23 protein-coding genes are annotated in these 26510 nt (G+C 69.3%); 7 read left to right on the forward strand and 16 right to left on the reverse strand.

Annotated elements, in window-relative coordinates; translation table 11 throughout:
- Positions 1-639: 639 nt before the first annotated feature.
- The 4 genes from OG858_RS00005 (at position 640) to OG858_RS00020 (ending at position 5456) form a co-directional block, all read left to right on the forward strand.
- Positions 640-1113, forward strand: coding sequence for a hypothetical protein (locus OG858_RS00005; protein ID WP_328543717.1), 474 nt, complete (start codon positions 640-642; stop codon positions 1111-1113).
- Between the two features lie 44 nt (positions 1114-1157).
- Entirely contained in the window at positions 1158-4079 is a 2922-nt protein-coding gene (locus OG858_RS00010; protein WP_328543718.1) for a DEAD/DEAH box helicase, read from the forward strand.
- Positions 4080-4106: 27 nt separating this feature from the next.
- Positions 4107-4304, forward strand: coding sequence for a hypothetical protein (locus tag OG858_RS00015; protein WP_328543719.1), 198 nt, complete (start codon positions 4107-4109; stop codon positions 4302-4304).
- 180 nt (positions 4305-4484) lie between these two features.
- Positions 4485-5456, forward strand: a complete 972-nt coding sequence (locus OG858_RS00020; protein ID WP_328543720.1) for a DUF4238 domain-containing protein — start codon at positions 4485-4487, stop codon at positions 5454-5456.
- Between the two features lie 221 nt (positions 5457-5677).
- Here the strand turns inward: OG858_RS00020 and OG858_RS00025 are convergent, their stop codons facing one another.
- From OG858_RS00025 to OG858_RS00060, 8 genes are all read right to left on the reverse strand, one after another.
- Positions 5678-6070 carry an AAA family ATPase gene (locus OG858_RS00025; protein ID WP_328543721.1) on the reverse strand — a complete coding sequence of 131 codons (393 nt, stop codon included), beginning with the start codon at positions 6068-6070 and terminating at the stop codon, positions 5678-5680.
- Between the two features lie 319 nt (positions 6071-6389).
- Complete coding sequence (locus tag OG858_RS00030) at positions 6390-7322, reverse strand: hypothetical protein (protein ID WP_328543722.1); 933 nt, start codon at positions 7320-7322, stop codon at positions 6390-6392.
- Between the two features lie 39 nt (positions 7323-7361).
- Complete coding sequence (locus tag OG858_RS00035) at positions 7362-8246, reverse strand: PIN domain-containing protein (RefSeq protein ID WP_328543723.1); 885 nt, start codon at positions 8244-8246, stop codon at positions 7362-7364.
- A 247-nt stretch (positions 8247-8493) separates the two neighbouring features.
- Entirely contained in the window at positions 8494-8919 is a 426-nt protein-coding gene (locus OG858_RS00040) for a hypothetical protein (RefSeq protein WP_086701007.1), read from the reverse strand.
- Complete coding sequence (locus OG858_RS00045; protein WP_328543724.1) at positions 8916-11141, reverse strand: hypothetical protein; 2226 nt, start codon at positions 11139-11141, stop codon at positions 8916-8918. Before OG858_RS00045 ends, OG858_RS00040 begins: the two co-directional genes overlap by 4 nt.
- Positions 11142-11587: 446 nt before the next feature.
- Positions 11588-12145 (reverse strand): telomere-protecting terminal protein Tpg, encoded by a 558-nt coding sequence (gene tpg, locus OG858_RS00050; protein ID WP_328543725.1) that lies wholly within the window; start codon positions 12143-12145, stop codon positions 11588-11590.
- Positions 12146-12151: 6 nt separating this feature from the next.
- Positions 12152-14374 (reverse strand): telomere-associated protein Tap, encoded by a 2223-nt coding sequence (gene tap / locus OG858_RS00055; protein ID WP_328543726.1) that lies wholly within the window; start codon positions 14372-14374, stop codon positions 12152-12154.
- Positions 14375-14516: 142 nt separating this feature from the next.
- Entirely contained in the window at positions 14517-14873 is a 357-nt protein-coding gene (locus OG858_RS00060) for a hypothetical protein (RefSeq protein WP_328543727.1), read from the reverse strand.
- 273 nt (positions 14874-15146) lie between these two features.
- Between OG858_RS00060 and tpg (OG858_RS00065) the strand changes: the two genes are divergently transcribed.
- Positions 15147-15701: a telomere-protecting terminal protein Tpg gene (gene tpg, locus OG858_RS00065; RefSeq protein WP_328543728.1), complete on the forward strand. Its 555-nt coding sequence runs from the start codon at positions 15147-15149 to the stop codon at positions 15699-15701.
- Between the two features lie 20 nt (positions 15702-15721).
- On the opposite strand, the gene OG858_RS00070 is transcribed toward tpg (OG858_RS00065), so the two are convergent.
- The 7 genes from OG858_RS00070 to OG858_RS00100 all read right to left on the reverse strand — a co-directional run bounded on the left by OG858_RS00070 (position 15722) and on the right by OG858_RS00100 (position 24314).
- Positions 15722-16822, reverse strand: coding sequence for a hypothetical protein (locus OG858_RS00070; protein ID WP_328543729.1), 1101 nt, complete (start codon positions 16820-16822; stop codon positions 15722-15724).
- Positions 16823-16839: 17 nt separating this feature from the next.
- Positions 16840-17583, reverse strand: a complete 744-nt coding sequence (locus OG858_RS00075; RefSeq protein ID WP_328543730.1) for an ATP-binding protein — start codon at positions 17581-17583, stop codon at positions 16840-16842.
- The gene (locus OG858_RS00080) at positions 17580-19190 is read right to left on the reverse strand and encodes a Mu transposase C-terminal domain-containing protein (protein ID WP_408059463.1); all 1611 of its coding nucleotides are present in this window, start codon (positions 19188-19190) and stop codon (positions 17580-17582) included. The genes OG858_RS00075 and OG858_RS00080 overlap by 4 nt, the downstream gene beginning before the upstream one ends.
- A gap of 98 nt (positions 19191-19288) precedes the next feature.
- Entirely contained in the window at positions 19289-20518 is a 1230-nt protein-coding gene (locus OG858_RS00085) for an ATP-binding protein (RefSeq protein ID WP_328543732.1), read from the reverse strand.
- Positions 20519-21143: 625 nt separating this feature from the next.
- Positions 21144-22682: a gamma-glutamyltransferase gene (locus tag OG858_RS00090; protein ID WP_328543733.1), complete on the reverse strand. Its 1539-nt coding sequence runs from the start codon at positions 22680-22682 to the stop codon at positions 21144-21146.
- Entirely contained in the window at positions 22679-23119 is a 441-nt protein-coding gene (locus OG858_RS00095) for a hypothetical protein (protein ID WP_328543734.1), read from the reverse strand. The genes OG858_RS00090 and OG858_RS00095 overlap by 4 nt, the downstream gene beginning before the upstream one ends.
- A 373-nt stretch (positions 23120-23492) precedes the next feature.
- Positions 23493-24314 carry an SDR family NAD(P)-dependent oxidoreductase gene (locus OG858_RS00100; RefSeq protein ID WP_086750862.1) on the reverse strand — a complete coding sequence of 274 codons (822 nt, stop codon included), beginning with the start codon at positions 24312-24314 and terminating at the stop codon, positions 23493-23495.
- Between the two features lie 116 nt (positions 24315-24430).
- On the opposite strand from OG858_RS00100, the gene OG858_RS00105 reads away from it, so the two are divergent.
- Entirely contained in the window at positions 24431-25030 is a 600-nt protein-coding gene (locus OG858_RS00105; RefSeq protein WP_328543735.1) for a TetR/AcrR family transcriptional regulator, read from the forward strand.
- A gap of 136 nt (positions 25031-25166) precedes the next feature.
- Here OG858_RS00105 and OG858_RS48485 read toward each other — a convergent pair whose 3' ends face one another.
- Positions 25167-25736: a Tn3 family transposase gene (locus OG858_RS48485; protein ID WP_328543736.1), complete on the reverse strand. Its 570-nt coding sequence runs from the start codon at positions 25734-25736 to the stop codon at positions 25167-25169.
- A gap of 71 nt (positions 25737-25807) precedes the next feature.
- Between OG858_RS48485 and OG858_RS00115 the strand changes: the two genes are divergently transcribed.
- Entirely contained in the window at positions 25808-26416 is a 609-nt protein-coding gene (locus OG858_RS00115) for a calcium-binding protein (RefSeq protein ID WP_086750858.1), read from the forward strand.
- The last annotated feature ends 94 nt before the right edge of the window (positions 26417-26510 follow it).

Here is a 26510-nt window from a genome sequence, read left to right on the forward strand (position 1 = left end):
TACCACATCGCTGCGCGATGTGCAAGCGAACACCCGTGCTGCGCACGGTGTTGCGCTTCGCTCCGCGGAAGCGCTGGCGATGGGCTGCGCCCATCGCAGCAACTCAATTGCTGCGCAATCGAGTTGGGTCACATCGCTGCGCGATGTGCAAGGAGGGCGGTCGCTGCGCTCCCGCTGCCCACGCGATGCGTGGGCGGATCCCTTCGCTGTGCTCCGGGATCGGGTGGGGCCGGCCGCTGCGCGGTCGGCACGGCGTGCGGTGCGCGCCCCTGGCTGAGGGCATGTCAGGTGCGGCTAGTCGGGTGTGTGGTTGGGGAGTTGGGGAGTCCTGCGGACTCCCGGGGCGGGTCCGCTACGCTCCCCCGCCTGACGGTTCTTCCGGCTGCGCCTCCAGAACCCTGGGGCCCGCTGACGCGGGCCAGGCTGGCTACGAGGGGTGGGGGTCGCTCGTTCGCGTGGGTTCCAGTGTGGTGGCTGCATCAGGTTGATGCAGCATGTACCGTTGGCGGAAACACAGGACACCCGCCAACCATCACACGGGCGGAATCCGATACTCGGCAAAAAGGAAAGGGAAACCGTATGTGGTGCGCTCAGGATGCGGCACGGGAACAAGTTAGGCGCCAGGCAAACGGTCTCGACATGGCCGCCGTTGCGGAGAAGGTCACGGAGGCTGCTGCCCGCGAGCGCGAGACAGCGGAGCAGTTGAGGCGGGGCGATTCCTTCTCCGAGTTCGAGATGGATCCGGAGCGACTGGCTTCCGTGTGGGCTGCCAAGCATGTGGAGTGGCGGCGCGTCAGGGACTTGATGGCTCAGGCCGGTTGGGGAGCGTACAAGGCGGAGCGGGACACTCCAGGCTCCAAATGGGCTCAGGAGCGCGAGGAGCAGCGCGACGGCGCTCTCGCTGCCCAGGCCGCCTTCGAGGCGCGGCGGCGGGAGGAGGCGGATGACCTGCGGGCGGAGCTGTGGCTGTCTGCCGCACCCGGCCGGCTGATCCGCGCGGCGGCCGATCGGGCCGGGCTCATGCCTGCCCAGGTCCTGGCGCAGCTCGCCGAGCGAGTCGTGGTCACCGAGGACGGTACGGTTTCAGTCCCGCCCTTCACGCCGTCCCGGTGATTTCCCGAAACGGTCAGAAAACGAGTCAGGGGGAGGATTGCTAAATGCCGGGTATTCAGCTTCGGGAACACCAGGTTGACCAGAGGTCTGCTTTCCGTAGGTGGGTGGGATTCCCTTCAAGGTCATCTGTGCCCCCGCAGGGCGCCCGGGGCACGATCGTGTCAGCGACCGGCTCGGGCAAGACGATCACGGCCGCAGCGTGCGCGCTGGAGTCGTTCGCGGACGGCCGGATCCTCGTCACCGTGCCCACCCTGGACCTGCTCGCGCAGACCGCCCAGGCGTGGAGTCTGGTCGGTCACCGGGCCCCGATGGTCGCGGTGTGCTCGCTGGAGAACGACCCGGTGCTGAAGGAGCTGGGCGTGCGGACCACCACCAACCCGATCCAGCTGGCCCTGTGGGCCGGGTCCGGGCCGGTGGTCGTGTTCGCCACGTACGCCTCGCTCGTGGACCGCGAGGACATCGACGCACCCGAGGGCCAGCGCAAGGTTCGCGGGCCGCTGGAGGCCGCTCTGACAGGCGGAGACCGCCTGTACGGCCAGCGCATGACCGGCTTCGACCTCGCCATCGTGGATGAGGCCCACGGCACCGCCGGTGATCTCGGGCGGCCTTGGGCTGCCATCCACGACAACGCCCGCATCCCCGCCGCCTTCCGGCTCTACCTGACCGCCACGCCGCGCATCCTCGCCGCCGCCCGCCCACAGAAGGGCGCGGACGGCCAGGAGGCGGAGATCGCGACCATGGCCGACGACCCGGACGGCACCTACGGCACGTGGCTCGCAGAGCTCGGACTCTCGGAGGCGATCGATCGCGAGATTCTCGCCGGGTTCGAGATCGACGTCCTGGAGATCCGCGACCCCTCCCCCGTCGTCGGGGAGTCCGAGGAAGCCCGGCGCGGCCGGCGCCTGGCGCTCCTGCAAACCGCGCTCCTGGAGCACGCGGCGAAGTGGAACCTCAAGACCGTCATGACGTTCCACCAGAAGGTGGAGGAGGCCGCCGCGTTCGCGGAGAAGCTGCCCGAGACGGCGGCCGAGCTGTACATGAACGACACCTCTGACGACGACCTGGCCGCCGCCGACCGGCTGCCGAAGTCCTCGATCGACGCGGAGTTCTACGAACTCGAGGCCAGCCGCCACGTACCCCCGGACCGCGTCTGGTCGGCGTGGCTGTGCGGCGACCACCTCGTAGCCGAACGCCGCGAGGTGCTGCGGCAGTTCGCCAACGGCATCGACGCCACCGGGCGCCGGGTCCACCGCGCCTTCCTCGCCAGCGTTCGCGTGCTCGGAGAAGGCGTCGACATCACCGGCGAACGGGGAGTCGAGGCCATCTGCTTCGCCGACACCCGCGGCTCGCAGGTGGAGATCGTGCAGAACATCGGCCGCGCGCTGAGGTTGAACCGCGACGGCAGCACGAAGATTGCCAGGATCATCGTGCCGATCTTCCTGGAGCCGAACGAGGACCCCACCGACATGGTCGCCAGCGCCAGTTTTCGCCCCCTTGTAGCCGTTTTGCAAGGGCTCCGCAGTCATGATGAACGACTTGTCGAGCAGCTCGCCTCCCGCGCCCTCAGCCGGGGCAAGCACGCCCGCAAGATCCACGTGCAGCGCGATGAGGAGGGCCGGATCGTCGGCGCGGACGGCGAGGGCGACGGCGAGGACCAGGAGCACGACGACACCCAGGCCGCCGCCGAATCCGCCCTGCTCCACTTCTCCACTCCCCGCGACGCGGCCACGATCGCCACTTTCCTGCGCACCCGCGTCTACCGGCCGGACTCGCTGGTGTGGCTCGAGGGATACCAAGCCCTCATCCGCTGGCGGAAGGAGAACCACATCACCGGCCTCTACGCCGTCCCCTACGACACCGAGACGACGGTGGGCGTCACGAAGGACTTTCCCCTGGGCAGGTGGGTGCACCACCAGCGAAAGGCACTACGGGCCGGGGAACTGGAACCGCGGCGCAAGGAGCTCCTGGACGCTCCCGAGGCCGGGATGGTGTGGGAGCCGGGCGAGGAAGCCTGGGAGACCAAGCTCGCCGCGCTGCGGTCGTACCGGCGGTCCACCGGGCACCTTGCTCCGCGTCAGGACCAGATGTGGGGCGAGGGCGAAGCGATGGTGCCGGTCGGGCAGCATGTCGCCAATCTCAGGCGGAAGGGCGGTCTCGGGAAGGACGCTGAGCGGGCGGCGGAGCGCGCCAAGCAGCTGGCGGCGGTCGACCCGGACTGGAACTGCCCCTGGCCGCTCGACTGGCAACGCCACTACCGCATCCTCGCCGACCTCGTCGACGCCGACGGCCACCTGCCCGACATCGCACCCGGCGTACTCATGGACGGCGACGACCTCGGACGGTGGCTCCAGCGGCAGACCCAGCCGGGCACCTGGGCGCAGCTGTCCACCGAGCAGCAGGAGCGGCTGTCCCAGCTGGGCGTACAGCCACTTGAAGCGCCGTCTCCCGCCCCGGCGGCCACGCGTACGGCGAAGGGTCCGAGCAAGGCGGAACAGGCGTTCCAGCGAGGGCTGGCGGCCCTCGCGCAGTGGGTCGAACGGGAAGGCGCGGACAAGCCCACGCCGCGCGGGCACAGCGAGCAGATCATGGTCGACGGCGAGACGGAACCGGTGATCGTGAAACTGGGCGTATGGAACTCGAACACCCGTGCCAGGTGGGACAAGCTCACCTCCGAACAGCAGGCCGCCCTCGCCGCCTTGGGCGTGCCCTGGGCGAAGGCAGCGGTGCCGGCCCCGTCCAGCCCGGCATCGGTCGACGACGGTCCCGTCCAGCCCACGCCGTCGGACGCGCAGGCGCAGAAGGAGCACGACCAGGGCGACACCGTGACGGAGGAAGAGCGCCAGGCGGCGCGGGGCAGGGCGCGGATGTCGCGCAAGAACAAGCTGATGCGCAAGCACACCAAAGCCGAACTGCTGCGCATGGCCTACGCGGGCGGTCTGGTGAACCACAACTCCCCCGAGAAGTGACGCAAGGACGAAATCGCCTCCGCTGTCGTGGACATCGAGTTCCGCACTGCCGACCAGACTGCCCCGGCCCGGCCCGCCGCAGTCAGCTCGCGGCCCGTTCCGGCGAAGCCGCTGCTGGAGCGGGACCACCATGACGAGTGCGACAAGATGCTGTACGCGGGCGGCACCTGCACCTGCGACCTCATCGAGCAGTACGGACCGCCCTCCGAACGGGACGACTACTGAGAAGGCTCTGCCTGCTCCCGCCCCACCACGCCAGACCCCGGACCCTCTCTTCGAGAGGCCTGGGGTCTCGTGCTGTCGGCTGGCAGATAGCCGCCGCACCTACGCGTCCCAGCCCGTGAGCGATCGGCGGACAGCGGAAAACCCAAGCGCGGTCCTTCCCGGTTCGCGACCATAGATCCCGTGAACGTCAAAATCACCGGGCCCGGAAGCAGAGATCCGGAACGGATCGCCGAACTCACTCCCCAGGCGAACGAGAACGTGACGGGCCAGCACGTCGTTTCGAAGGTGCTGTTGCGTGAATGGGCCGCCGCCGTGAAGCACACCACCGTTGAGCACGTGCAACCCTACGATCTGCAACACCCGGAGCGCCGACTCAACACCCGGCCGCCTCGGGGCATCGGAAAGGTCGAGAACTTCGTGCCGTGGGCTTCCACGTCGCTGGAGACCAAGTGGAACCTGGTCGAGCAAGAGCTACGCGACGCCCTCGCCTCGGTCAAAGCGGGGACCGCACTTGGAGAGCCGCGTACCGCCGGGATTCTGCGTGACCTGATCGCATTGCACTACATCCGGTCCCACCACTACCGCGAGGCCTTCAACCGCGTTTTCACCGACTTCTTGCCGCGGCAACGGGAGTGGCTCCTCACCGAGCGTGCTGGCCAACTGGAAGCTGCCTACTTGCAGCACACAGGGCGGCCCGCGGCCGGACCGGAGGACTTGGCTGCCATCGCCGACGAGATATTCAGCCCGATGCTTGACCAGTTCCACGACGGATCACTGCTTCGCGTGCGCATTGAGGCCTCCTTCGACCAAGCCCGCCAGCTCATGGCTCAGTATGCCCTGGCGATCCTGGAGCCCGAAGAGGGTGAATTCCTGATCGGCGACAACCCTGCTCTGACCGTACGCAAGGAAGGCGACAGCCTCTCCCACGGCATGGCCCTTCTCGACTCGCACATCACCGTCCTCCCTATCGGCCCCCACCACATGCTGGCTCTGAGGCCGACTCCCCTTTACGGCCGCCTCGCCAAGTCCGCGGTCGACAAGATGAACGTGCTGCAGATCAAAGCCGCCCGCGAATACGTGTACACCCGCCCGAACAGCTCCCTCGCCGCGCTAGTCCGAGAAGAAGCCACCTCAAGATCACCGAGGCTATAGATCAGGCACCTGTTACTCGAGCGGCTGCCGGTCGATGTCTGCGTACGCAGTGGCCTCCTGTGCGCCCTGTCGGCACGGTCGGTTGAGCCTCTGTGCGGCCGTAGTCGGCTGGTCACGTGCTGGGCGGGGAGATGACGGGCTGCCACCCTCGCCCGGTTGAACTGATCACTGCACGGCCGTGGCGCCGTACGCAGAAGTCCAGGGGTCGGGGTCTCGCGCCTTCAGGGTGGAGGCGTGAGTCGGTGCCAGATGAAGATGCAGCTCTCCAGGCTGGCGAGTGACGGCCGGCGCAGCACGGACCGGATCCGCTCGGGTCCCACCAGGACGACAGGCATGCGGCGTTCACGGTCCTGGAACAGGCTCCACAGCCCGTAGATGTACTGAAGGGCCTCGGTCCGCAGCAGATGGGCATCGCGTACAACCACCACCGGCCAGGAGCGGCGGCCGAGTTCGTTCTCGACAGCCCGCTGTGCGTCGGCCAGCCGTCGCGGCCGGACACCGAGGTGCAGGGCGGCGTGGAACGCGTCCAGGAGCGCCGCGAGGTTGCCCGGCGCGGCGGTCGTGACCACGACGGAGTCGGCCCCGTCGCAGCGGCTGAGGGAAGCCTCCACCACGGCCGCACCCTGGACGTCCTTCGGCGCGATGACGCACAGCAGCGCGCGGGTCTCAAAGGATGTGGCCCAGGTTCTCGGCAAGTGCGGAGAACGCTTCGTCGGACACGGCCGTGGCGGCCTCGCCCATGGTCCCTCCCCGGGGAGTTGCGTACGGGACGCCACCAGTCCAACACGTTCGTCGGCGAAGGCGGAGGCGTGGACGTCATCACGGCGCAGATTGACCGGGCACGTTCGGGGCGTGAGCGGCTGTGCGCCTCCACGATGAGTCACATCTGCTCGCGCGGGCGATCCGACACAGATGGAGCTCCGTCCTGGCGCGTCAGCCCCCTGTCGGCAGTCCAGGCAGCACGACTCCGAGGTAGGCGGCGAGAACGCTGCCCAGCGCACCACTGGCAACGGGCGACAGGACGGCCAGCGTCTGGGCACCCCACCGCTGGAGACGGCTTGGATCGGGGCTAACGCTGGTGGCTTCCTCTTCCATGCGCGTCGCCAGTTGGGTGATCTCAGCGGCATCGTCTTCGGGCAGCCCCAGAATCGGCACGGCCTGGCGGAGTGCGCGGGCGGCCATGACGACCTGGGCGAGGTCGACGCCGCTGTTCGTGGTCGCGTTCAGCGTGAAGTCGCGGCTGTTCGCGGCGATGTTGCCCGTGTTCTGCCCGATGTGGAAAGTGGTGTTCCCACTGGTGTTGCGGCGTTCGTACGCGCCGATGTCACCCTGGTAGTTGTCCACGCAGTCTTCTCCTTCGGCGGTGATCTCGGCTTGCACGGGCCCGTCCGAGCTCCCGTTCCGGTCCCCCTTGATCAGGCCCTTGGCGCTCAGGTAGGCGGAGGCCCGGTCGATGTCCCTGTCGGTGAGGCGTTCGCCCTCGAAGAGGGACAGCGGATCGTTCAGCACGTCCGCGACGGCAGGCAGCAGGATGTCGTCGTGTTTGCGATGCCACAGCCAGACCAGCAGGCCCTTGCGTGCGGCGGCGGCCCGCGCGGCCGGGTCGGCGCGCCGGCGCCTGCGCTCCTCCATCCATTCAAGGCCGCGCGGGGTCAGGTTGGCTTCCGGGCCGTCGTGGGTGGTGTCACGGTCGCCCAGGAGCCGTTGGACCTTGCAGAACTGCAGGAGCCGGTAGGTCTGGTTCTCGGTGAGGCCATGCGACTGCCCGAACTCGGTGATCGGCACTCCGCCCAGCGGATCAGTTCTCGTGCGGTCGTAGACCCACTCCACGAGCGGTTCGTGCAGGGTGGAGAAGTCGGCGGACACAGGGTGCTCCCTTGCTCGGTACGACGGGCTTGCTGGTGCTCATGGCTTTTTGATGAAGGGCAGTCCGACGGCGGCGAGTTTCGTCTGAAGGTTGATGTCCCTGGTGGCCACGTAGACGGCGGAGCCGGGGTGCCGGGACTGCAGCAGCAGGGTGGAGGCCACGAAGCGGTCGTCGGGCACGTCGAGGTCGAGCCAGTTGGGCAGTCCGTCGCCCTTGGGTTCGATGTGCTCGAAGAGGGCGTGCACATCGCCGGCCACTCGTACGCCGCGCAGAACGTCGCCGTTGGTCCGAAGCCCTTTCAGTCGGCGGTCGGCCTTCTTCGCCGCGTCGCGGATGTCGGGGTTGCGGCCGGCGAGCTTGTGGTCGTCCAACTCCCGCAGGACAACGGGCAGCAGGTGGACCATGTACCGATTCCCGAGCAGCGGCGTGTAGACCGCCACGTCGGGGTCATCGAGCAGCACGTTCGTGTCGACCGCTACACGCACCGCCCAGGCGTCATCCGGCAGGAGCTCGCCCAGCTTCCGGAGCGTGGCTGCGGCCGCATTGACCTTGTCGACGGCCTTGTCGATGCTGGCCGGCACGGTGGTGTCCCGGGGGCGTACAAGCCAGCGCTGCAACAGGCCGAGGGTCCCGTCGAGGCGCTTGGTGACCTCCGGGGTCGGGTGCGGGAACAGCAGCCGGAACAACGGCTCCCACTCCCGTACGCGCCCCAGCAGTTCCATCCTTCGCGTCTCGAGCTCGGGGCCACTGGGTACCCAGCCCCACTTCGCGGCACCGACGTACAAGATGCCGCCGGATGGGCGGTTCGGGTCGATGTTCCGGATCTGCGAGTCCGCGAGAGCCTTGAGGAAATCCGCTTCGATCAGGTCCAGGTCGGAGCGGAGGCGTTCCAGGTACGTCGGCGGGGCTTGTGTGGCGGCCATCTGCCGATGATGCCGCACACCTCTGACAACCCATTCCCGTTCCGCCTGGGACCTCTTCTCCGTTACCACTTCCCCCACGAGCCCACCGCTGTGTCGCGGGCTACCACAGGGCTCGCCGATGCACACGGTCGGGATGCCCCGAACTCCCGGCTGCGTCTGCATCACGCCCACGGCCGGGAGTCGGTGTGCACCGAGCACCAGGTAAGACGCCCCACAGCATCACTGGGGGCGTCTTACCGCACACGCGTCAGGAGGTGAGTACGAACCAGTCGTCGGCAGGCGGCCACCTCCGCGGCCGCATCACATCCCGGATCCGCAGGAGGTCAGCGCACCGGCCCTCGATCGCGTCCACGGCCTCCGGCGGCGTGTGATCGGTGAGCCTCAGGACGCGGATCCGGGCGAAGACCCTGCGTTTCGCCGGATTGTTGTCGTGCCTGTCCAGCCGTCCGAGCAGGCCGTCCGCACGGTTGGCCTGCCCCAGCCAGCGGAGACGGTGCTCCGTGTCTGAGATCAGGTAGATCGCGGTGGTGATGTCCAGTTCCTCGTACCGCCACCGCTCGGCCCAGCGCACGGGCCGGAAGAGAACCTCGTCGAGGTACCGGCCGGCTGCTCGGGGCAGGGCACCCAGGCGGCCGTCGGTCAGGACCGGGCCGGTCGGCAGGGCTCCGCTCACAGGGCGTCACCCTCCTCCGTGAACTCCTCCTCGAACTCCGCCAGGTCGTCGTCCTCGTCGGAGTCGCTGGCCTCCGTGAGGAACTTCTCCGACGCGGACTCCTCGATGGTCGGGTTGCCGTACTGCATGTCGATGATGGCCGACTTCAGCATGCCCACGTCGGAGTGCACCACGGACAGAGCGCGGAGAAGAGCGGCGATTTCCTGCTCCACGGCTCCGTGCAGAGGCCGCTGACCGGCCCCCTGCGCGTCGGACAGAAGGGACCGCGCTGTCTTGAGCACCTCGACCAGGGCCGCGGGCAGATCGCCGGTGACTGCGTCGTAGAAGCGGCCACGGGTGTCGTTAAAGATCTCCAGGGGGGTGGGGTCCGGAGGCTGCGGGGTCGTCCCATCGGTGCTGCTGCCCCGGGGCGTGAACGTCGGCGGGCGCTTGGTCTGGGCCTTCGGGAAGACCGTATCGAACCAGGACTTGTCCGCCTTGGTGTCTTCGATAGGAAGGCCTTCGGGGTCCACCTGCCGGGGCGTGGTGTTCTTGGCCGTTGCCCTGGCGAGCTCGTTCATCAGCCCGACCGTCCGGCGGGGCTGGCTGAGCATGGCCTTGCGGGCGTTGATCGTGCTCCGGCGGATCTTCTTGTCAGCGACGGTTTCGCCGTCCTCGAGCTCCCCGCTGCCGCTCTGTGCACCGATCGACCCACGGTCCGCCTCGATGATCTTGCACTCGGCGAGCCAGTGGATGCCGCGGGTCGTCAGGAAGCGGTCGAGCGCATCGAGATCGAGCGGCTGACCGGCCGTACTGACGGCGCCGATCACCTTGTCCCACGCGGGTTCCTCGGCGAGGTGCCCCTGGGACTTGATGAAGGTGCTGCTCAGCAGGCCGTCCAGGACGCGAGGATTCCAGCGGAAGCTGTATCCCTCGCCGATCACCGAGGAGACCATGCGCAGGCGGTGCCAGACGTGGTCCTTGCTCGTGGCGTAGCGGGCCGGCTCGCCCAGCACCCGGCGCAGGGCCCTGGCCCGGGCGGGGTCCTTGGGGAAGACGACGGCGTACAGGGCGCGGTCGCGCCGGTCGCGGGCAGTGACGATGCCTTCGCCGGGACGGTGCTCGGGATCGGGACCCTCCCCGGCGAGCCAGGCACGCTCCTCCTCGCTGATCCATCCGCGCTGCTTCGCATCCCGCAGAACGGCACGCAGGTCGGAGGCCGCCTTCTCGACCAGGGTGTAGCCCAGGGGCGGGCGCCGGTGGTCGGCCCGATTCGGGTCGAAGACGACGTTGTGGAAGTCCTCCGGGGCGGAGGTCCCCACGATGATCTGCATCCTGACCGTGGCGACCATGGCGGCCTGCTTCGCCTGGCCATGGAGGGAGTGCCGCTCGTCGTCGAAGGCGACGCGCAGCCTCTCCGCGAACGCCGGCACCCACACCGCGGGGTCGGCCACCTTCGCGGGAACGCCGTCGACACCGTCGAGTCCGAGGAGACCGCGATCGATGCCGAAGATGATGTCCTTCGGCACCAGGCCGTGAAGCGCGAGGCGGGCCCGGCTCCGGTTCGCGCCCTTGACGGCGGTCGCGTCGAGAACCCGGCGCACCTGGGCAGTGATGCCACCGTCCAGTTCCTTGACCGGTTCCCGGACCTGACGCAGCAGCAGGGCGTGCAGGGTGGTCTCGTTCTGCCCGTAGACCTGCATGTCGTCGATCAGCTTGTAGCCGCGGTCCCCATCAGCCTGGTCGAGGGCATCGGTCATGGTGCCGATCAGCCCGCTCAGCGTCTGGCTGTCCACCGGGGCCGCGGTCGTCAGGAATGCCGCCGGCAGCGCGCCCTCGTGTCGGCCGGTGACCAGACGCGGAAGCATGCGGGCCGGGTCAGGGTTGTGGCGCGCGGGAGAGTGGAAGAAGCGGCGGATGCGCTCGTTGTACTCGCCGGGAGTGCCGGCGAACCCATGGACGGTGACCTCCATGATGTCGAGGCCGGTGCTCGGGTCGCGGTTGATCACTCCGGGCTTGATCCGGTACTCGGCACCGTCTTCGCCGCGCTGCCTGAGGAGGTAGTCCTTGGGGTGGACGATGTAGGGGGCGAGACCGTCGGTGATTTCCAGGGGGAGCCCGGTGGTCTCGTGCAGCGCGACGGAGAAGGTGCGCGTCCACGTGACCTTGTCGGCGCCCGGGAACGGATTGCTCTGGGGGTGGTCCTCGTCGGACTCGTAGTCCTCGATGATGTCAGGATTCATGGCTGCCTCCCGAGATGGGGGTACGCGGCTGCCTGGGCCGGCTGGTCCGGGCAGAGCACGAAGGCGCCCGGACACCCGCACTTTCTCGGGGGTCATCAGTCTCAGCTGCCGCACGCATACGCGATATGAGCGCTGAACCCGTCCGCTCGTCGGCCCTCTGCCGCGACGCGGTGGTCGTCACGATCCGAAGATCGTGTCGCGATCCGGGGATCGCGTGACCAGACGGTCATTGCGGACGCCCCCGACCCGGATGGGCCACTGGGGGTTCAGGAAGACTCACGGCATGGAGCCGAATGCTGTCGTCCAGAGTACCGGGGCCCACCGACAACGCCGCCCTCTTTCGGTGACGCCGCTTTGTGAAGGCGCCGTAACTACTGCAGCAAGTCGCCGCTGCGTGAGCGAGCTACAGGCCGACGGCCCGGGGCTCGCCTCGTCACGGCCGTTCTCTACAGGTCGAACTCGAGGTGTTCAATGCCGGTGAGGCGGACCTCCTCCAGCTGGCCTGCGCGGCGGCCGCTGTCCTGGAAGTACACCTCCTTGAGGGCTTCGGCGGCGATCTGCTGGAGCTGCTGGTCGGTGGCGCCCTGCTCCTGGGCGTCGAAGAGGCGGGCGGCGTACTGGGGAGGCAGCGCGACCGTCAGGTGCCGCAGCCGGTCTTCGTCCGTCGTCCCGATCGGCGCGGTGTAGCCGATCCGGGCGCGGGTGTCGATGACGATGCCGCCGGTGGTCGCCGCCTTCTGCCGCGCCTGGGCACGGATCTGCGGCTGCCACCGCTTCTTCACCTCCCGCTCCAGGCGGGCTGCGAGGTCCGGGCGGGGCTTCTTGATCTGGTCCTTCACGTACCGCTCGACCGTGCGCTGCGAGATCCGCAGCATCTGGGCGACCGCCTTGGTGCCCTTGAGCTGTTTGACCAGGTACCGCATCTGCGCGGGCGCGCTCTTGGGCACCGGGCGGGTGAACGCCTTCTGCACCGCGGCGTCCAGGCCGTCCCCGAACATGCTCATCGCGGTCTACTCCCCGGTGTCCTGAACGGTAACGGTGCCGTCCTTGATGTACCGGGCGAGGTTGAGCTCCGGAGCGTTGAACTGCTCGCGCACCCCCTCGCCCCACAGCACGCTCTGGGTGCCCTCGTGCTTCACCAGCCCGGGGTTCACGCCGAGCTTGAAGCCGCCCGGCAGCGGCTTGCCGTCCCGGTAGGGCAGGAAGTCCAGCGGGGAGGGCCCGTCGGAGGCGTAGACGGCGCAGTCCGAGAGGACCGCGACCGGGTACTGCCCGGTGAAGGCGGCGTGCTTGACGATCTTGCGGTGCATGTTGATCCGCGTGCGGGAGATGACGGCGGCGCGGATGTCCGGGCGCCAGGTGGGCCGGGCAAGGGCCCGCCACGGCTGCCCGGGCTTCCAGCCCTCCCCGCGCGGGCGCTCGCGCAGCTTGCCGATGCCGCCCTTCACGGTCGCCTTGATCGCGGACACCACGATCGCCAGCTGAGGGTCACGCTGCCGGTAGCCGTCCATCGCCGCGAGGAAGTCGGCTGGCGGCATGTCCGCGTGCACGCCGAGGTCGGCCATCGTGGCGAGGTAGGCGTCACGCAGCCGGTTGTACCAGCCGTCCAGGTAGCGGCCGTTGTCGTGACGGACGTACGCCTCGACCGGCGCGACGTCGTAGCCGAGCTCCACCGCGTACGCCACGGTCGGCGTGGCGTACCAGGCCGGTCCTGCCGGGCGCTCGCCTTTCGGTGTGAACGGACTGGGCAGCAGCTCGCCGTCCAGGTCCGTCCACTCCTTGCCGAGCTTCACGCGGGACAGGTCGACGTGGCTCAGGTCGACCAGCCAGGAACCGGGCAGTTTCGCGTCGAAGACGGGGTTCTTGACGTGCGTCGGCGCGCCTAGGCCGACCGTGAGGCCGTTGGCGCCGGCGGCGAAGGCCATGTTCACGTCGATGCCCACCAGATGGGGGCGAAGGCATTCGGCGTCGGTGAGCGGGCGCGCCCAGTCGTACGCCTCCTCCACCAGGACCTCCGCCGGGGTGCGGTGGTGGAAGCGCGGAAGGTCTTTCAGCAGCGGGTGCCCGTCGGGGGCCTCGCCCGGCGCGCAGTCCACCGGACCCTTCCCCAGTGAGCCGGGGTTGTGTTCGGAGTGCCGCTTGCCGTCGGCATCGGGCTCGGATGCGCGGGTCGGCGGGTGCAGCGCGGTCATCAGCTCCAGGCCGGTCACGGCGGTCGATCCGCGCGGCGTCATCACCCGGGCCGCATACGTGCCCAGCAGCCGGGCCAGATCCGCCGGCGGCAGCTGCCCCGCGTTGGCCCAGTGCCGGATGTCGAGCGCGTCCCACGACGGAATGCACAGCTGCACGCAGGATCGCTCCGAACCCTGCGCGGGGCGGTAGATCCTCGCCCACGGCCCGAAGCCGCGCTTGGTCAGCTGCCAGTTGGCACGCGTCAGCTGCTTGATGACCTTGTGGCCCTCCGGGATCCGGCCGGCCAGACGCTCCTGCTGTGTCAGCGTGACGGGCAGGCCGTAGTGCTCGCACGCGGCCTCGGTCAGCACGATCAGCGGGTCGGCGTCCTTGCCCGGCCCGGACAACTTCGGCTGTCCGAGCCGCCCTTCGCGGAGCGTCCACTCCACCAGGGCCGGGATCGACTTGGCCGGTACGTCCAGGACCAGGCCGCCGACGCAGTACGCCAGCACCTGACCGTCGACGTCAACGTCGACGACCGCGAGCGGACCGTTCTCGAACCGCCGATCGGCGCCGCACGTCGGTGTGCCTGCGGGGGCGGCCTTCTTCGCGGCCGGACGGCGCGGCGTCGGCCTGGTCGTGGCCGTCGGGCCCGGTACGGCGGCAGGGGCAGCGGGGCGGAGTGCGGTGTTCGCAGGCTCAGCAGCCGGGTCTGTAGGTGCGGTGCGGGCTTGGGCCGGCTCAACTTCCGATGGCGCAGGAGCGGCCGCGACGGCAGGCGTCTTGGGAATCGCCGTGTCCACAGGGGGCACCGGACCGTTGGCGGGGTAGAGCTGGGCGAGCTGCTTGAGCATGCGGGCGTATGCGTCACGCTCCGGCGGCCGTGGCTCGGTCTTGCCGGCCTCCCAGCCGCTGACCGTCGCGCGCCGCACCTGCAGTGCGGCGGCCACCTCATCCAGCGTCAGGCCGTGCGCCTGGCGCAGCCGCTTGCGTTCCGCCGGGGGCGGCAACGGGGAGCGGGACGCGATGAGCGCGTCGACCGCGTCGAACAGCTCGGACATGCAGCACCTCCTGCCCGACCCTAGCGTGAAGCGCACATTTCGCGTACCAAATGCGTACGGGCTGCGTAAGATACGGTTGCGTCGCCCGGGCTGTCGCAGGTGCCCCATCTCACCGAACTATGGGCGCACCCCAGTGAAGCTGTCAGGCGTCGCGGTATTGGTTCCGTGCAACGCGGACGACGCGGCCAGCCTTAAGCAGACCGTCTATGTAGACAGAGACGCCGTTGCGGTTGGCCTGCTTGCCGGCGGCGGTCAAAGCGTCCGCAATATCACCGAGAGACATGGGCTGAGGCGACACCCTGAGGATCTTGACGATGGCATCCGCCTTGGTGAGGTCTTGGATCGCCGACCCCGGCTCGGATACCGCTGCGCTCAGCTTCTTGAAGGCGTCCAGCTTGGCCTTGAGCCCCTCGATATGAGCGCCGAGTCGGTCACGCTCGAGTTCGGCTTCATGGAGTTCACGCTCGACGCTGGCGAGGTCCTCGCTGTAGGAGTTCACGAGGAGAAGACTATAGAAACCTAGTAGAAGTTAGCTAGGTTTTCTTAAAGATGGACGCTGCTCGACCGGCTGCGTGGGCGCGCGAGCTACGGAGCGGCGATCAGGTTCAGTGAGACGAGCTCAGGCTCAGTGCGATAGGAGCAGGTCCTCTAGTCGAGGACCCGCAGGGATGTCTCACGTACGCCGGAACTAGCCAGAGACAGCGCGCGGGTGTGAAAGACCTGAGGGCGCAGACGCCCGCTGTGCGGCGGGCAGAGCGGCTCGGGGGCAGGCATGGAGGAGATCGTCAAGGGGCTTGAGCGAGCGCTGCTGACCCGTCCCGTGCCCACTGGTGACGCCGCTGTGCGTTTCCTGCTCAGGGCGGAGAAGGGCTCCACGAAGAACGTGGCTGCCCTCCTGGGAATCTCCCAGCGCACGGTACAGCGATGGGTCACCGCCCGGCCGGCAGTGCGCCGCCGCCCCAGCGTTGTACACGTGGGGTTGATCGAAGAGGCCGTCAGGGCACGGTGGCAGCCCCGGGTGCGGGCCCGCCAGCGGGCCCGGGCCGAGGCCGACGGCTTTGTCCTCCACACCAGGGCGCGGTTCGGATTCGCCGCTCCGGCAGGATCGTCCGACGATCCGCGGGTACGGCTGATCACCCAGTACCTGTCGGGAGAAGTGGCCCGCGAGCTGTTCGCCGCCCGGGACGCCGGCGGGGGTGAGCAGCAGCAGATGGTGATCCTCGCCCGAGCTTTGGGGCATGCCTACTTCCGTGATGGAGGCCTGCGTGCCCACGGTCTGGGGATCGCCTTCACCGATGTGGAGTTCGCCGAGTTCTCCATCGACTGACCGTGTACCAAGGTTCGGGCTCAGGGCGAGGGCGGGGTCTGGTGCCGTGTCAGCATCGCGTCGTAGTACTGGGCTTCCTTTCGTTCGCGCCAGTCCCACTGGATGCGGCCGACAGGGCCGGTGCGCTGACCGACGGGCGGCTGGGGCGGGCGCATCCTGGCCGCCTCGGCCACGAGCAGCAGGTGGGTGCGGTCGTGGGGGCCGGCCAGCAGGTGCTGGTCCTGGCCGGGCGCGAGCCGGGCGAAGCACACTGCGGCTTTCAGGAAGACGCGCGCCCACGGCGGCACCCGGTGGGTGGCGCAGCCGTCGGTGTAGCGAGCGCGGTCGTGCAGGGCCAGGGTAGCCGCGGCGTCGTCGTAGTCGCCGGGGCGGGCGGTGGCAAGCTGCTGGAAGGAGGCGCCGGTGAAGAGCGCGGCGGCGAGGGCGGTGGCCAGGCGGGGGTGGGCGGTCACGGTGGAGAGGCGCCGGGTGACTTCCCGGGTTGTCTGCCCGGTGAGGGGTGCGGGTGGCGGGCGGTGCCGGAAGGTGATCGGCGGCGGTGTGCACGGGGCGGTACAGGGGATGGGGCTGTCGTAGGAGACGAGGCGGTCCAGCACGGACAGGGTGAGCCACCGGTCTGGCGACCGGGCGGGCTCCTCTGCAGGCGGGGGTACGGGAGCAGTCGCGCCGTAGTAGTGGCGGCGGGCTGCCTGGAAGTCTGTGGTGACGGCGTAGTCGGCCGTCCGCAGCGCCTGGTGCAGGGCGGCGGGCAGATGGGGGCGGTGGCAGACCAGCGTCAGGCGGATGCCGGTGAGGGCGCGCAACTGCAGGAGGCGCATCGTGCGGCGGGCGGTGAGGCGGTGGGCGCGCAGGACGGTCAGCCGGGTGACGGGCAGGGCCGTGATCCAGGCGGTGGCGGCTTCCCAGGCGGGCTGACGGCCGGCGGGGAAACGCCCCGGGAGCAGGGGCGGTTTGCCCAGGGCGGCGAGAAGGTCGTGGGCGAGGCCGGTCTCGCTGGTGGTGCCCGGGCCGGGGTGCAGGGTGATCCGGCCGGACGGCGGATGGTGGGCGGCCAGGGCGGTGTGCGTGTGGACCGCGTCGTCGCCCGGGTCGATGACCACGGCAACGGGTGTCGGCGACACGGCAGGCGGCGTGGTGGTCAGGCGAGGCGGCTGAAGGCCCAGCGCAGCAGCTCCTGATCGACACGGGAGCGGCCGGTGCGGGTCAGGGCGGTGCGGGTGTGGGCGGTCAACTGGGCCCAAGCGCGGAAATTGCCGTGTGCGGCGTGCTGGTCGGCGAAGGCGATGTCGTCGGGATCGGCGTCGGCCCACACCGGATGGAACAAGGGGATGGCCTCCAGGACCTCGCCGGGGGTGAGACGGGTGAAGTGCTGCCAGATGAAGATGCGGGAGGACAGCATCGGTTCGCGGCGCAGCACGGTGTGGCAGCCCTCCCCACCGACGAAGATGATCGCGAGCTGGGTTGAGGGTTCGTCCCACAGGTAGCGGAAGTACTCGAACGCCTCCCCGTTGAGCCACTGGGCCTCGTCCACCAGGAAGGTGCGGGGGCGTTCGGCCAGGGCGGTTTTCAGCAGGCGGTCGAACTCGCTGGGGTGGCGCGGCGGTTCGCCGGCCAAGTCGAGCGCGGTGAACAGTTCGTAGCGCACCGCGCGAGCGGTGGGCCGGGCCCGGAAGGTGATCTTGCGGACGTCCTCACCGGGCTCGAGTGCGCGCAGGCAGGTGTTGACAGCGAGGGTCTTGCCGAAGCCGGCGCCGCCGTGGATGCACATCATGGCGCGGGCGGCGACCGTGTCGGAGATGTTCTCCCGGGCGGTGAGCAGGGCGCGGGTGGTGACCACGGACGCATCGGGCAGGTCGACGTACTGGTAGGTGGCCGCGGTCACGAGGCGTCTCCGTCTTCGTCGGTGGTGGGACGTGCGGCCCGCCCGTTGCGGCCGTACGGGGCGGAAGCGCCATCACGGCCGGGCGGGTGCGGGACGCGCGGGCCCGGCGTGGTCAGCGCGGCCAGGGAAGCAGGGGTGCGCCAGTCGGCCGGGGGCGCGGCGGGCGGGATGAGGTCCGGCATTGCGAGCTGCGCGAGGTCGGTGTCGGCAGTCTGGGCGAGTTCGGCCTCGGCCTGCGCGGTGGTCAGCGCGCCGAGCCGCTGAGGTGCCTCGGGCTGGATGGCGGCGGCGTAGCGCTCGCGCTGGGAAGCCTCCAGGTCCTTCTTCAGACGGCGCGCACGGGCGGCCCGTGCTCGCCGTACGGCGCTGACCTGTTCCTCGGTGGCATGGTCGGCCAGGTCCGCGGGACCCAGATAGCGGCCAGTGGCCGCGTGGTACACCTCGATGCGGTGGTCGTGGTGGGGCATGAAGCGGATGCGGACCTGGATCCCGGTCTGGCCGGTCATCCACGGCCCCACGTAGTCGCGTTTCCTGAAGCGGATGCCGCGGGTGGTCAGCGTGCGGGTGCCGGCGTCCTCCAGGGTGAACGTCCACAGATCCGTCGCGGGCACGTCCCGCAGCGGGGTGGGATCCCCCTGCCACGCCTCGAGCGGAGTCTTGCCCCGCAACGGCGCCGGGCGGTGCTCGGTGTTCCACCAGAGCGTCCAGGCCAGCAGCCGGGCGGTGAAGTCCTCGAAGCCGAGCAGTACTTCGTCCTTCGGGCGGGAAGCCCGTTTGCCGGGGCGCGGCTGGCGGGCATAGCCGGGCAGCGCGGCCAGGAACATACTCTCCACCGCACGGTTCAGGCCCTCCACGGTGCCCTTGAGGTGGGGGGTGTAGGCGGGCAGGTCCTCCACCGTCACGTCCAGGAGATCAAACGCTGCGGTCACCGTCCGGGACAGGAAGTCCTTACCGCGGTCGACCCGTACTTTCTCGGGCAGGCCGCCGATCGGGCCGTAGGGGTCCTCGCGCAAGACCGCGGAGCGCAGCGCGGCCAGTACCGACTCCCGCGACGGATCCCCCGGCGTGACCGCGACACCGGTGATCGCGTTCGTCGCGCAGTCGGTGAACCAGGTGATCCACGGCCTGCGGGCCTTGCCCTCGACGTCGACCAGCACCGCCGCTTGGACGTGGTCGGTCTCCCACACCTGGTTGCGCCAGCCGCGCGGCCGGGCCAGGAACACATCGTGCTTGCGTGCCGCACGTTCCCCTCCCGCAAGCCCCGCCCGCTCCCCCGGCGTCAGATCCCGCTGGATCGCCCGGTGCAGCGTCGGGATCGACGGAGGAGGCTCCCCCTCGCCCTTGGCCGCGCGAGCGATCAGCTCACGATGGACCGCCGCGACGTTGCCCTTCCACAAAGCCAACAGGCGGCGCACCTCCGGAGTGACGGAGAAGCGGTCTTTGCTCTGGGCCCGCGCCCCGGGCTCCGCAGCCGCGGACTCGTCACGCTCGGCAGCGGCAAGCCACCGCCACACCGTGCGCTCGGTCACCTCCAACGACTCCGCCATCAGCCGTACATGGCGGGACGTCAGTTTCTGGTCCTGTCGCAGGGCGAGCAGCCGGCGCACAGCAGGGCCGCGCAGCGCCGACAGGGAGGAAGAAGGCAGACCTCCCCGCGCGTGCCCGTCCTCGTGGCTGCCAGCCTCTCCCGTCCCGGAGGCGCCGGTCACAGCGGCCCCATGAGCCGTGCGCAGGCCCGCTCCAGCATCCGGCGGTCCACTACCGCACGGCTCTTGCCGTAGACCTCGGCGGTCAGGTGCGAGGTGAGCTTCGCCCAGGTCCGGAAATTGCCGTGGCCCACATGCTCGTCCACCCACGCGACATCGTCCTCGCTCACGTCCTCCCACAGCGGGTGGAAGGCCGCCATCACGGTGGCCACCTCGTCCGGGCGAAGACGAGGCACCAACTCCCAGGTCAGCACCCGAGAGGCCAGCGCGGGCACCCGGCGCAGCGCCCGTTCGCTGCCCGCGCCCGCCAGCACGAGTGCCGTGTCCGTGTCCGGGTGGTCCCACAGCCCGCGCAGAAACTCCAGCGCCGGCCCCGGAAGACGCTGTGCCTCGTCCAGCACCAGCACGCGCGGCTGCCGTAGCGCGTTCACCAGCATCAGGTCGGCCTCCCCCGCCCCGCGCGGCAGACGCCTGCCCAGCTCAAGGGCATCCGCGAGCACCCGGCGCAGTTCCGGCACCGTCGGATGCACACCGACATGGACCCGACGGACCCTGGCCGGGTGCGGCAACTGGGACAGGGCGTACTGCAGCGCGACGGTCTTGCCCTGGCCGGCGTCGCCGTACAAACACACCACCGCCCCCACCGCGGCCGCGTGCGCGACCGTCCGCAGCACCGACCGCACAGCAGACGTGTGCACCACCTGCGCGCCCGGCACCAGGACCGGAACCTGCGCCAGATGCTTCTGCTCCCGCAGGATCACCTGCCCGCCTGTGCCTTGGCCTGCCACGACGTTCAGGCCGAGCTCGCTGAGCGGATCAGGCCTGCGTGGCCCGGCCACCACGGGCTCCCGCTCGACCATCAACGCCCGGCCCGCCCGGCGGTCCCTGCGGATCACCCGGTGCAGTGTCGACGCCGACGGAACCGACGCCCCGCCAGCCGCGGCCAGCCGGCGTCTCAGCTCAGCGACATTCCCTCCCACCTCGCCCAGCAGCGCCCACACCTCGTCCGACACCGCATACCCCTGCCGGACCGGCGCCTCCACCTGCCCGGTCGTCTTGGCCTGCTCCAGCCAGCGCCACACCGTACGCTCCGAGACACCCACCGTCTCCGCGACCGCACGCACATGCCGCGTGGCCAGTTCCCCCGCCTGCTGCCGCTCCAGCAGACGACGCACCACCAACCCCCGGGGCAGCACGGGCCCACGACCGGCCCTTACCTCTTGGTCCACCCCACGATCACACCGACCGGGCCAACCTCAGCGCATAAGAACTCTCGAATCTGAGACAACATCAGCTGCCATGCGATAAAGCCCCACGACAGCGATCCCACCCATTAATCTCTCACCTCATGACAGCGGCCTGCCCACCCGTAAACAGCCGCTGACCAGCCCCGTAACACCCACCCCTGGACCAGCACGACCGACTCTCACCACCACCGACACCAACCCGAGAGATCGCAGCTACACCCAGGTCCGCCGCACGGCCTCGCCCTCCCGAAACGGGCGCACGGTGCAGTTCCTCCTGGAGGACCGGTACGAGCTCGGCACGCTCGCAGTTCAGTTGGCGGCAAAGGCTGGCGGTTCGAACTCAAGCAGGCGGATGTCTTCCACGTCATGGCCATAGAAAGACCACTCGTGGACATTTCGCGCCCTCGCGTACGCGGGGATGACCCCGGGTGACCTACGACGCGGTCATCGGCCGGACCAGGCATCAGCAAGTGCTGTGGTCGTCGGGAAGCGCGCGAGGGAAAGCCAACGGCCGCCACCCGCTACGACGTCGGCCAGACCGGCAAACGCCCCAAGCCCCCAGAGGCCATCGGCAGGCCTGACAGATCATGGTCGACGATGAACAAGCTCAGGCGGTGCGGCCCGCCGTGGAGAGGACGGGGTCGGTCGGCTCGAGGGCCAGGTAACTCTCTGCCGTGGCGGCTTCGAGGAGCAGGGGCTTGTCGGGGTCGTCCACGCGTACGGGAAGAAGTGGGCCCGTGAGCCAGCTGTCCTCCGGGTGTTCCTCAGCCAGCCGGAAGGCCGTGCTCACCGCCTCACGAACGCGCGTCCGATACCGCTGCTCCTGCTCGTGGTGGGCTTGGCGAGCCCGACGCGCGTACTGCTCACGGGCCTCGTCGTCGTCCTGGTCCTGACCGAAGCCGGGGTCGTTCAGACGGGGGCCGTCGGCGAAGGCCACGGTGTCGGGCATGTCGGTCTGCTGGAGGTACAGGGCCTCACACGCCGCGTAGAGGCGGCGGGAGAGACCAAGGTGGATGCCGGTGCCGGGGATGCGGGCGGCGATGAACGCGGTGGCGTCCGTGTGTGACGCCAGGCTCCCCTTGGTGTCCACCTGCTGTGCGCGCAGCCGACGGCGCAGGCCGGTGGTGGATTCGTCGTGTTCCAGCAGTGTCAGGGAACCGGTGCGGTGACGCCCGCGCTCCGTACGGTCGCGGCGCATCGGGACGACGCGCAACTGCTCCACGGCCCCGAAGGCCAAGGCCTGGTACGTCAGGAGCTGCTGCCGGGTGACGGCCATCAGGGCCTCGGAGTCATCGGCGACGTAATCCTCCGCGTCGCCTTGCGGACTGCCGGCCGGGGAGGCGCCGGTCTGCGGCCCGCCGTGGGGGTGGGCCGTATGCAGGGCCAGGAACAGGTGGTCCTGCTCCCACTGGCCGGGCTTATTGCCGGGCAGCGACGTGCCGCAGAGGACCTGCCGGTGTGCCATGCCGGGCATGAGGGCGCTACCACCGTCCAGCTGGATTCTCCCGTTCTTCAGCACGCCTGCGCCGAGTGCACGGGCTGCCTTCGCCTCGATCAGCCAGGGCAGGCCGGCGGCGTGGTGGTTGCCCCACAGGTCGGGCAGCTTGGCAGCCGGGTCGGTGAAGCCGGGCAGGCCGCCCGGACCTCGGGCTTCGAGATGCCAGGTGCTTCCCAGGCCGGCCATCCCGGCGCAGAGCCAGTGCGCCATCGTCATGCCCAAGTGGTAGCCGAAGGCCGAGTGGGCGCTGCGCTCACTGCCGTACTGGTAGAGGGCGTTCACGAAGAGCCTGCGGCCGGCCGCGGGCGCGGGTGCGGGCACGTCCTTGAGCTGGAGGTAGGCCTGGAGGGGGGCGATACGGGAGATGAGCTCGTTGACGGCGAGCCAGGGGGTGCGGCGCAGCCACGGGGTCAGGTCGCGCCCGACGCCCTTGGCCGCGAGGAGGACCTGCCGCCAGGTCGTGGTCGCCAGGTAGGTCCCGTACGAAGGCATGTCGGCCACCCCCGGCCACGGCTGTGTGGCACCCCTCCACAGAGGTTCGGAGGGCCGCCGCAGCGAGCTGAAGTCGCGTACGACGACGGGTATGTCCAGGGCGTCGGTCGGGCTGAAGGCGAAGTCGGCCGCGTCGTGAGGGGGCTGCATGATCACGCCGACAGCCTGACATGGGGCACGGACATCAGTCGCAGCTTTGGCCGAACGGTCGGTGAGGAGAGCGGGCACCGGGAGAATTTGGCCAAGGAGTGACGCATGCGGTGATCGTTGACTGTCTGTACGCCCTGACGTTGGAGTCCGCGGAAGAGCGCTGTCACGTTGGCTGAGCGGGTAGCAAGGTGCTCCAGCAGCAGGGCGGTGACCGGCGCGGGAACGGGCGACGCCGGCTCGCCGAGTCGTAGCAGCACGGCGTCGCCGTCGTGGACGACGTCGTCCGCGGTTAGCCGGACGACGCGGCTCAGAGGTTGCGCGTAGAGAAGAACGATGACGCCGACGGCGCGGAGCCGCATCGGTATCTCCGTATCAGTCAGCAGGCACCCAAGGGCGGCGAGACGTTCGTCCTCGCTCAGCGCGGGCCGGCGGGAGATCTTCATCGCGGGGACGTCCAGGGAACGTGGGCAGTGGCGGCCCTGCATGGCCCAGTTGAGGAAGCCTCTCAGGCGGGTGCGGGCAGGGGGCGTTGACCGCCCCGGCGCCGGGCCGGGCTGTCGTTGAACTCGGCGACGTCCCGTCGGTCGGCGTGGACCGAGCGCCGAGGCCTTGGTGACGCCCGGTCAGGCCAGCAAGACGCGTTTTACGTGGGCGTTCGAATCCTCCGCGGCCGAACGCACCTCCCAGACCGACGGGGCAGCCTGCCCTGCGGTCGACTCCAGCGGTTCCTGCCGGTACGGCGTGCTTCTCGGAACACGCCCGTCCCGGCGACTGCGCAGCGGGACGGGGACGGACACGTCGTGGTGCGGGACCCGTTCAGCCAGGGGCGATACGGCTGAGGTGCTCCCAGGACCGGTACAGATCCGCTTGAGCCTGGTCCATCTCCAAGACGTGATCAAAGGACTGGCTGCCGACTATCAGCCGTCGGGGCGGGTCCGGCAGTGCGGCCAGCTTCATGATGACCGGGGCAGCGGTGTCCGGCTCCGGGGCGACGGAGTCGCCCCACATCGCCTCCATCTCGGTGCGCAGGGACTGATACTGCGCCAGGGGTTCGGTGGTCGTGGTGCCAGCGGTGAACAGGCCGGTGTTGTAGCCGCCCATCTGCACGATGGTGACCTTGACGCCGAACCCTTCGACCTCCATCGCCAGTGCCTCGCTGACCGAGTCCAGCGCGGCCTTGCCTGCGCCGTAGAAGCCGACGGTGGCCATGCCGCCGCCGCTACCCATCGAGGTGACCTGGAGGAGCCGTCCCCCGCCTTGGGCGCGCAAGTGAGGAAGGACCGCCTGAGCCACCCACACGGCGCCGAAGAAGTTCACATCCATATGCGCCCGGATCTGTTCCTCCGTGGCTTCCTCCACCATGCCGTAGAGCATTCCGCCTGCGTTGTTGACGACCACGTCCAGTCTGCCGAACGCAGCTGCCGCCCGCTCCACCCCGTCGAACACGCTCTGACGGTCGGCGACGTCCAACGAAAGCGGGACCAGGTGGCCGGGATACCTCTCGGTCAGTTCCTCCAGGGGCCCGACGTTGCGGGCGGCAGCCACTACCCGGTCGCCGCACGCCAAGGCGGCCGCGGCGAAAGCCCTGCCCAGGCCGCGGGATGCACCGGTGATGAGCCAGACTCTTGGATTCGTCACGGCGCCTCACTATCAGTAAAGAAAACGGTTCGTCTCGATTCGTTTTGAGTCTAGGGCATCACATGAGTCACCACAATACGGATCGTCTCGTTTTATTGCGGAGGTAGGCTGGACGCATGTCCAACAAGAAGGGGCCGGACCACTCCCGGCGCAAGGAACGGTCCCGGCAGGCGATCCTCGCGGCGGCCCGCGCGCTGGTCGCAGAGGAGTCGTACGAGAAGGTCACTGTCGAAGCCATCGCTGCCCGTGCCGGCGTCGGCAAGCAGACAATCTATCGGCGGTGGCCGTCGAAGAGCGCGGTCGTCTTTGCCGCCATTCTGGCTTTGAGTGAGGATACGGACGGGCAGTCGGTCGCGCTGCCGAACACAGGCGACCTTGAGGCAGACCTCAAGTTCGTTATGCGTGCCACGGCGGAGGAGTTCGCCGATCCGTCCTTCGACAGGCTGATCCGGGCCCTCAACACCGAGATCGCCAGCGATGCCGCGCTGGCGGCCGAGTACCGCGAGAAGCTGGCCCAACCGCTGGAAGAAGCGAAGAAAGCACGGTTGCGCAGCGCCCAGGAAGTCGGCCAGCTCGACGCCGACGCCGACCTCGACCTGGTCCTCGAAGTGCTCTACGCCCCTCTCTTCCAGCGGTGGCTGCACCGCAGCGGTCCGCTGAACGCCGCATACGCCGACTCACTTGTCGACGCGACCCTCAGAGCTTTCGGCCCCTGAGCAGGAGTGAATCCACACCCGCAGAGCTCGGCCCGGTCGGCTCCTGACCCCTGAGCACCCGTCATTAAGCGTTCCAGCCCGGAGACGTAGGTGGTGACTGCGGGACCGGACCGCTTTTGATCGCACACGCCTGCGGCTATCCGTCCTCGGCGTCGTCCGTCCCGTCATCCGTGTGCGGGTCGCGCAGTGGCCGCAGGCCCGGCGCCGGCGGGCGGGTGAAGACGTACCGGCCGAGGAAGTCGATGTGGTCGTACTGGAGTGGGGAGAGCCGGGCGAGGAGGTCGTCGGTGACGGGGAAGCCGTCGGCCGCGAGCTGCTTGACGGCGGCGTCGATGTAAAGGCTGTTGAAGAGCACTACGGCGTTCAGGGCCAGGCCGAGCGCGCCGAGCTGGTCCTCCATGCCCTGATCCTTTGCTCCGTCTGCCGCCGACGGCAAGGGTGCGGGCCGGTGAGCAGGCGTGGACCCGATCGGCGTGCCTTGCACATTCTTCCTCGCATGATCACAACACAAGGGGGGTCGGTGCCCGCGGTGCAATTCACAGCCCGCCCCCGTACGCCGGTGCCGGGTAGTACGGTGCCGCTCACTGTCCGTGCTGCGCAGGTGGGGAATGGCATACGGTTGCCCCGTTTCTCGGGACCCCAGGGCGCCGGGCCCGACGGGCTCGTCCCATCCGTCTCGAACACTATCTGGGGGTTCTCTCCCCATGTGCGGCCCTCCTTCCCCGTCGATGCTTGATCGCAGGCACCGTACTGACTGGAGGAACAGTGGGAACCTCGATGCGCAAGGGTTTACAGGCCGTGGTGATGGCAGGCGCGATGGGCGCGGCGCTGGCTTTGTCGGCCGGGCAGGCCCACGCCGCCACCGGTGTGACCGCGAACTCGGCCTTCATCAATATCAACGCCGCGGCCGACAAGGCGAACCAGATCATCATCAACCCGTCCGGCAGCAACATCACCGTCATCGACAACGGTGACACCGTCACCGCGGGGGCGGGTTGTACCCAGCTCAGCGCCAACTCGGTGTCCTGCCCGGCGGGCACACGGACGATCCTCCTCAGCGCGGGCGACCGCAATGACACGGTCATCCTGCGGGCGAGCCTGCGGGCCACGCTCAACGGCGACGCGGGCGGCGACACTCTCCAGACGATCGACAGCACGCAACGCGCTGTCCTGGTCGGGGGCGACGGCAACGACATCCTGATCGGCGGTGCGGGCGACGACGAGATCGTCGGTGGGGCTGGCCGGGACATCATGGACGGCAACGCCGGAAACGACCGGCTGGGCGCCATCGACGGTGTGGGAGGCAACGACTCCTCCAACGGCGACACTGGCACGGACATCTGCCCGGGGGACGTGGGCGACCAGGAGTTCGACTGCGAGAGCTGAGCCGCTCATCCGCAGGGCCGGGACCTGGTATCGGGTGCCGGCCCTCTGCCGGTTCGGTTCTGCACCGAGCGCCGCCTCTTGCACCGGGTCGGCC

This window comes from Streptomyces europaeiscabiei (genome assembly GCF_036346855.1).
Classification (GTDB): Bacteria; Actinomycetota; Actinomycetes; order Streptomycetales; family Streptomycetaceae; genus Streptomyces; species Streptomyces europaeiscabiei.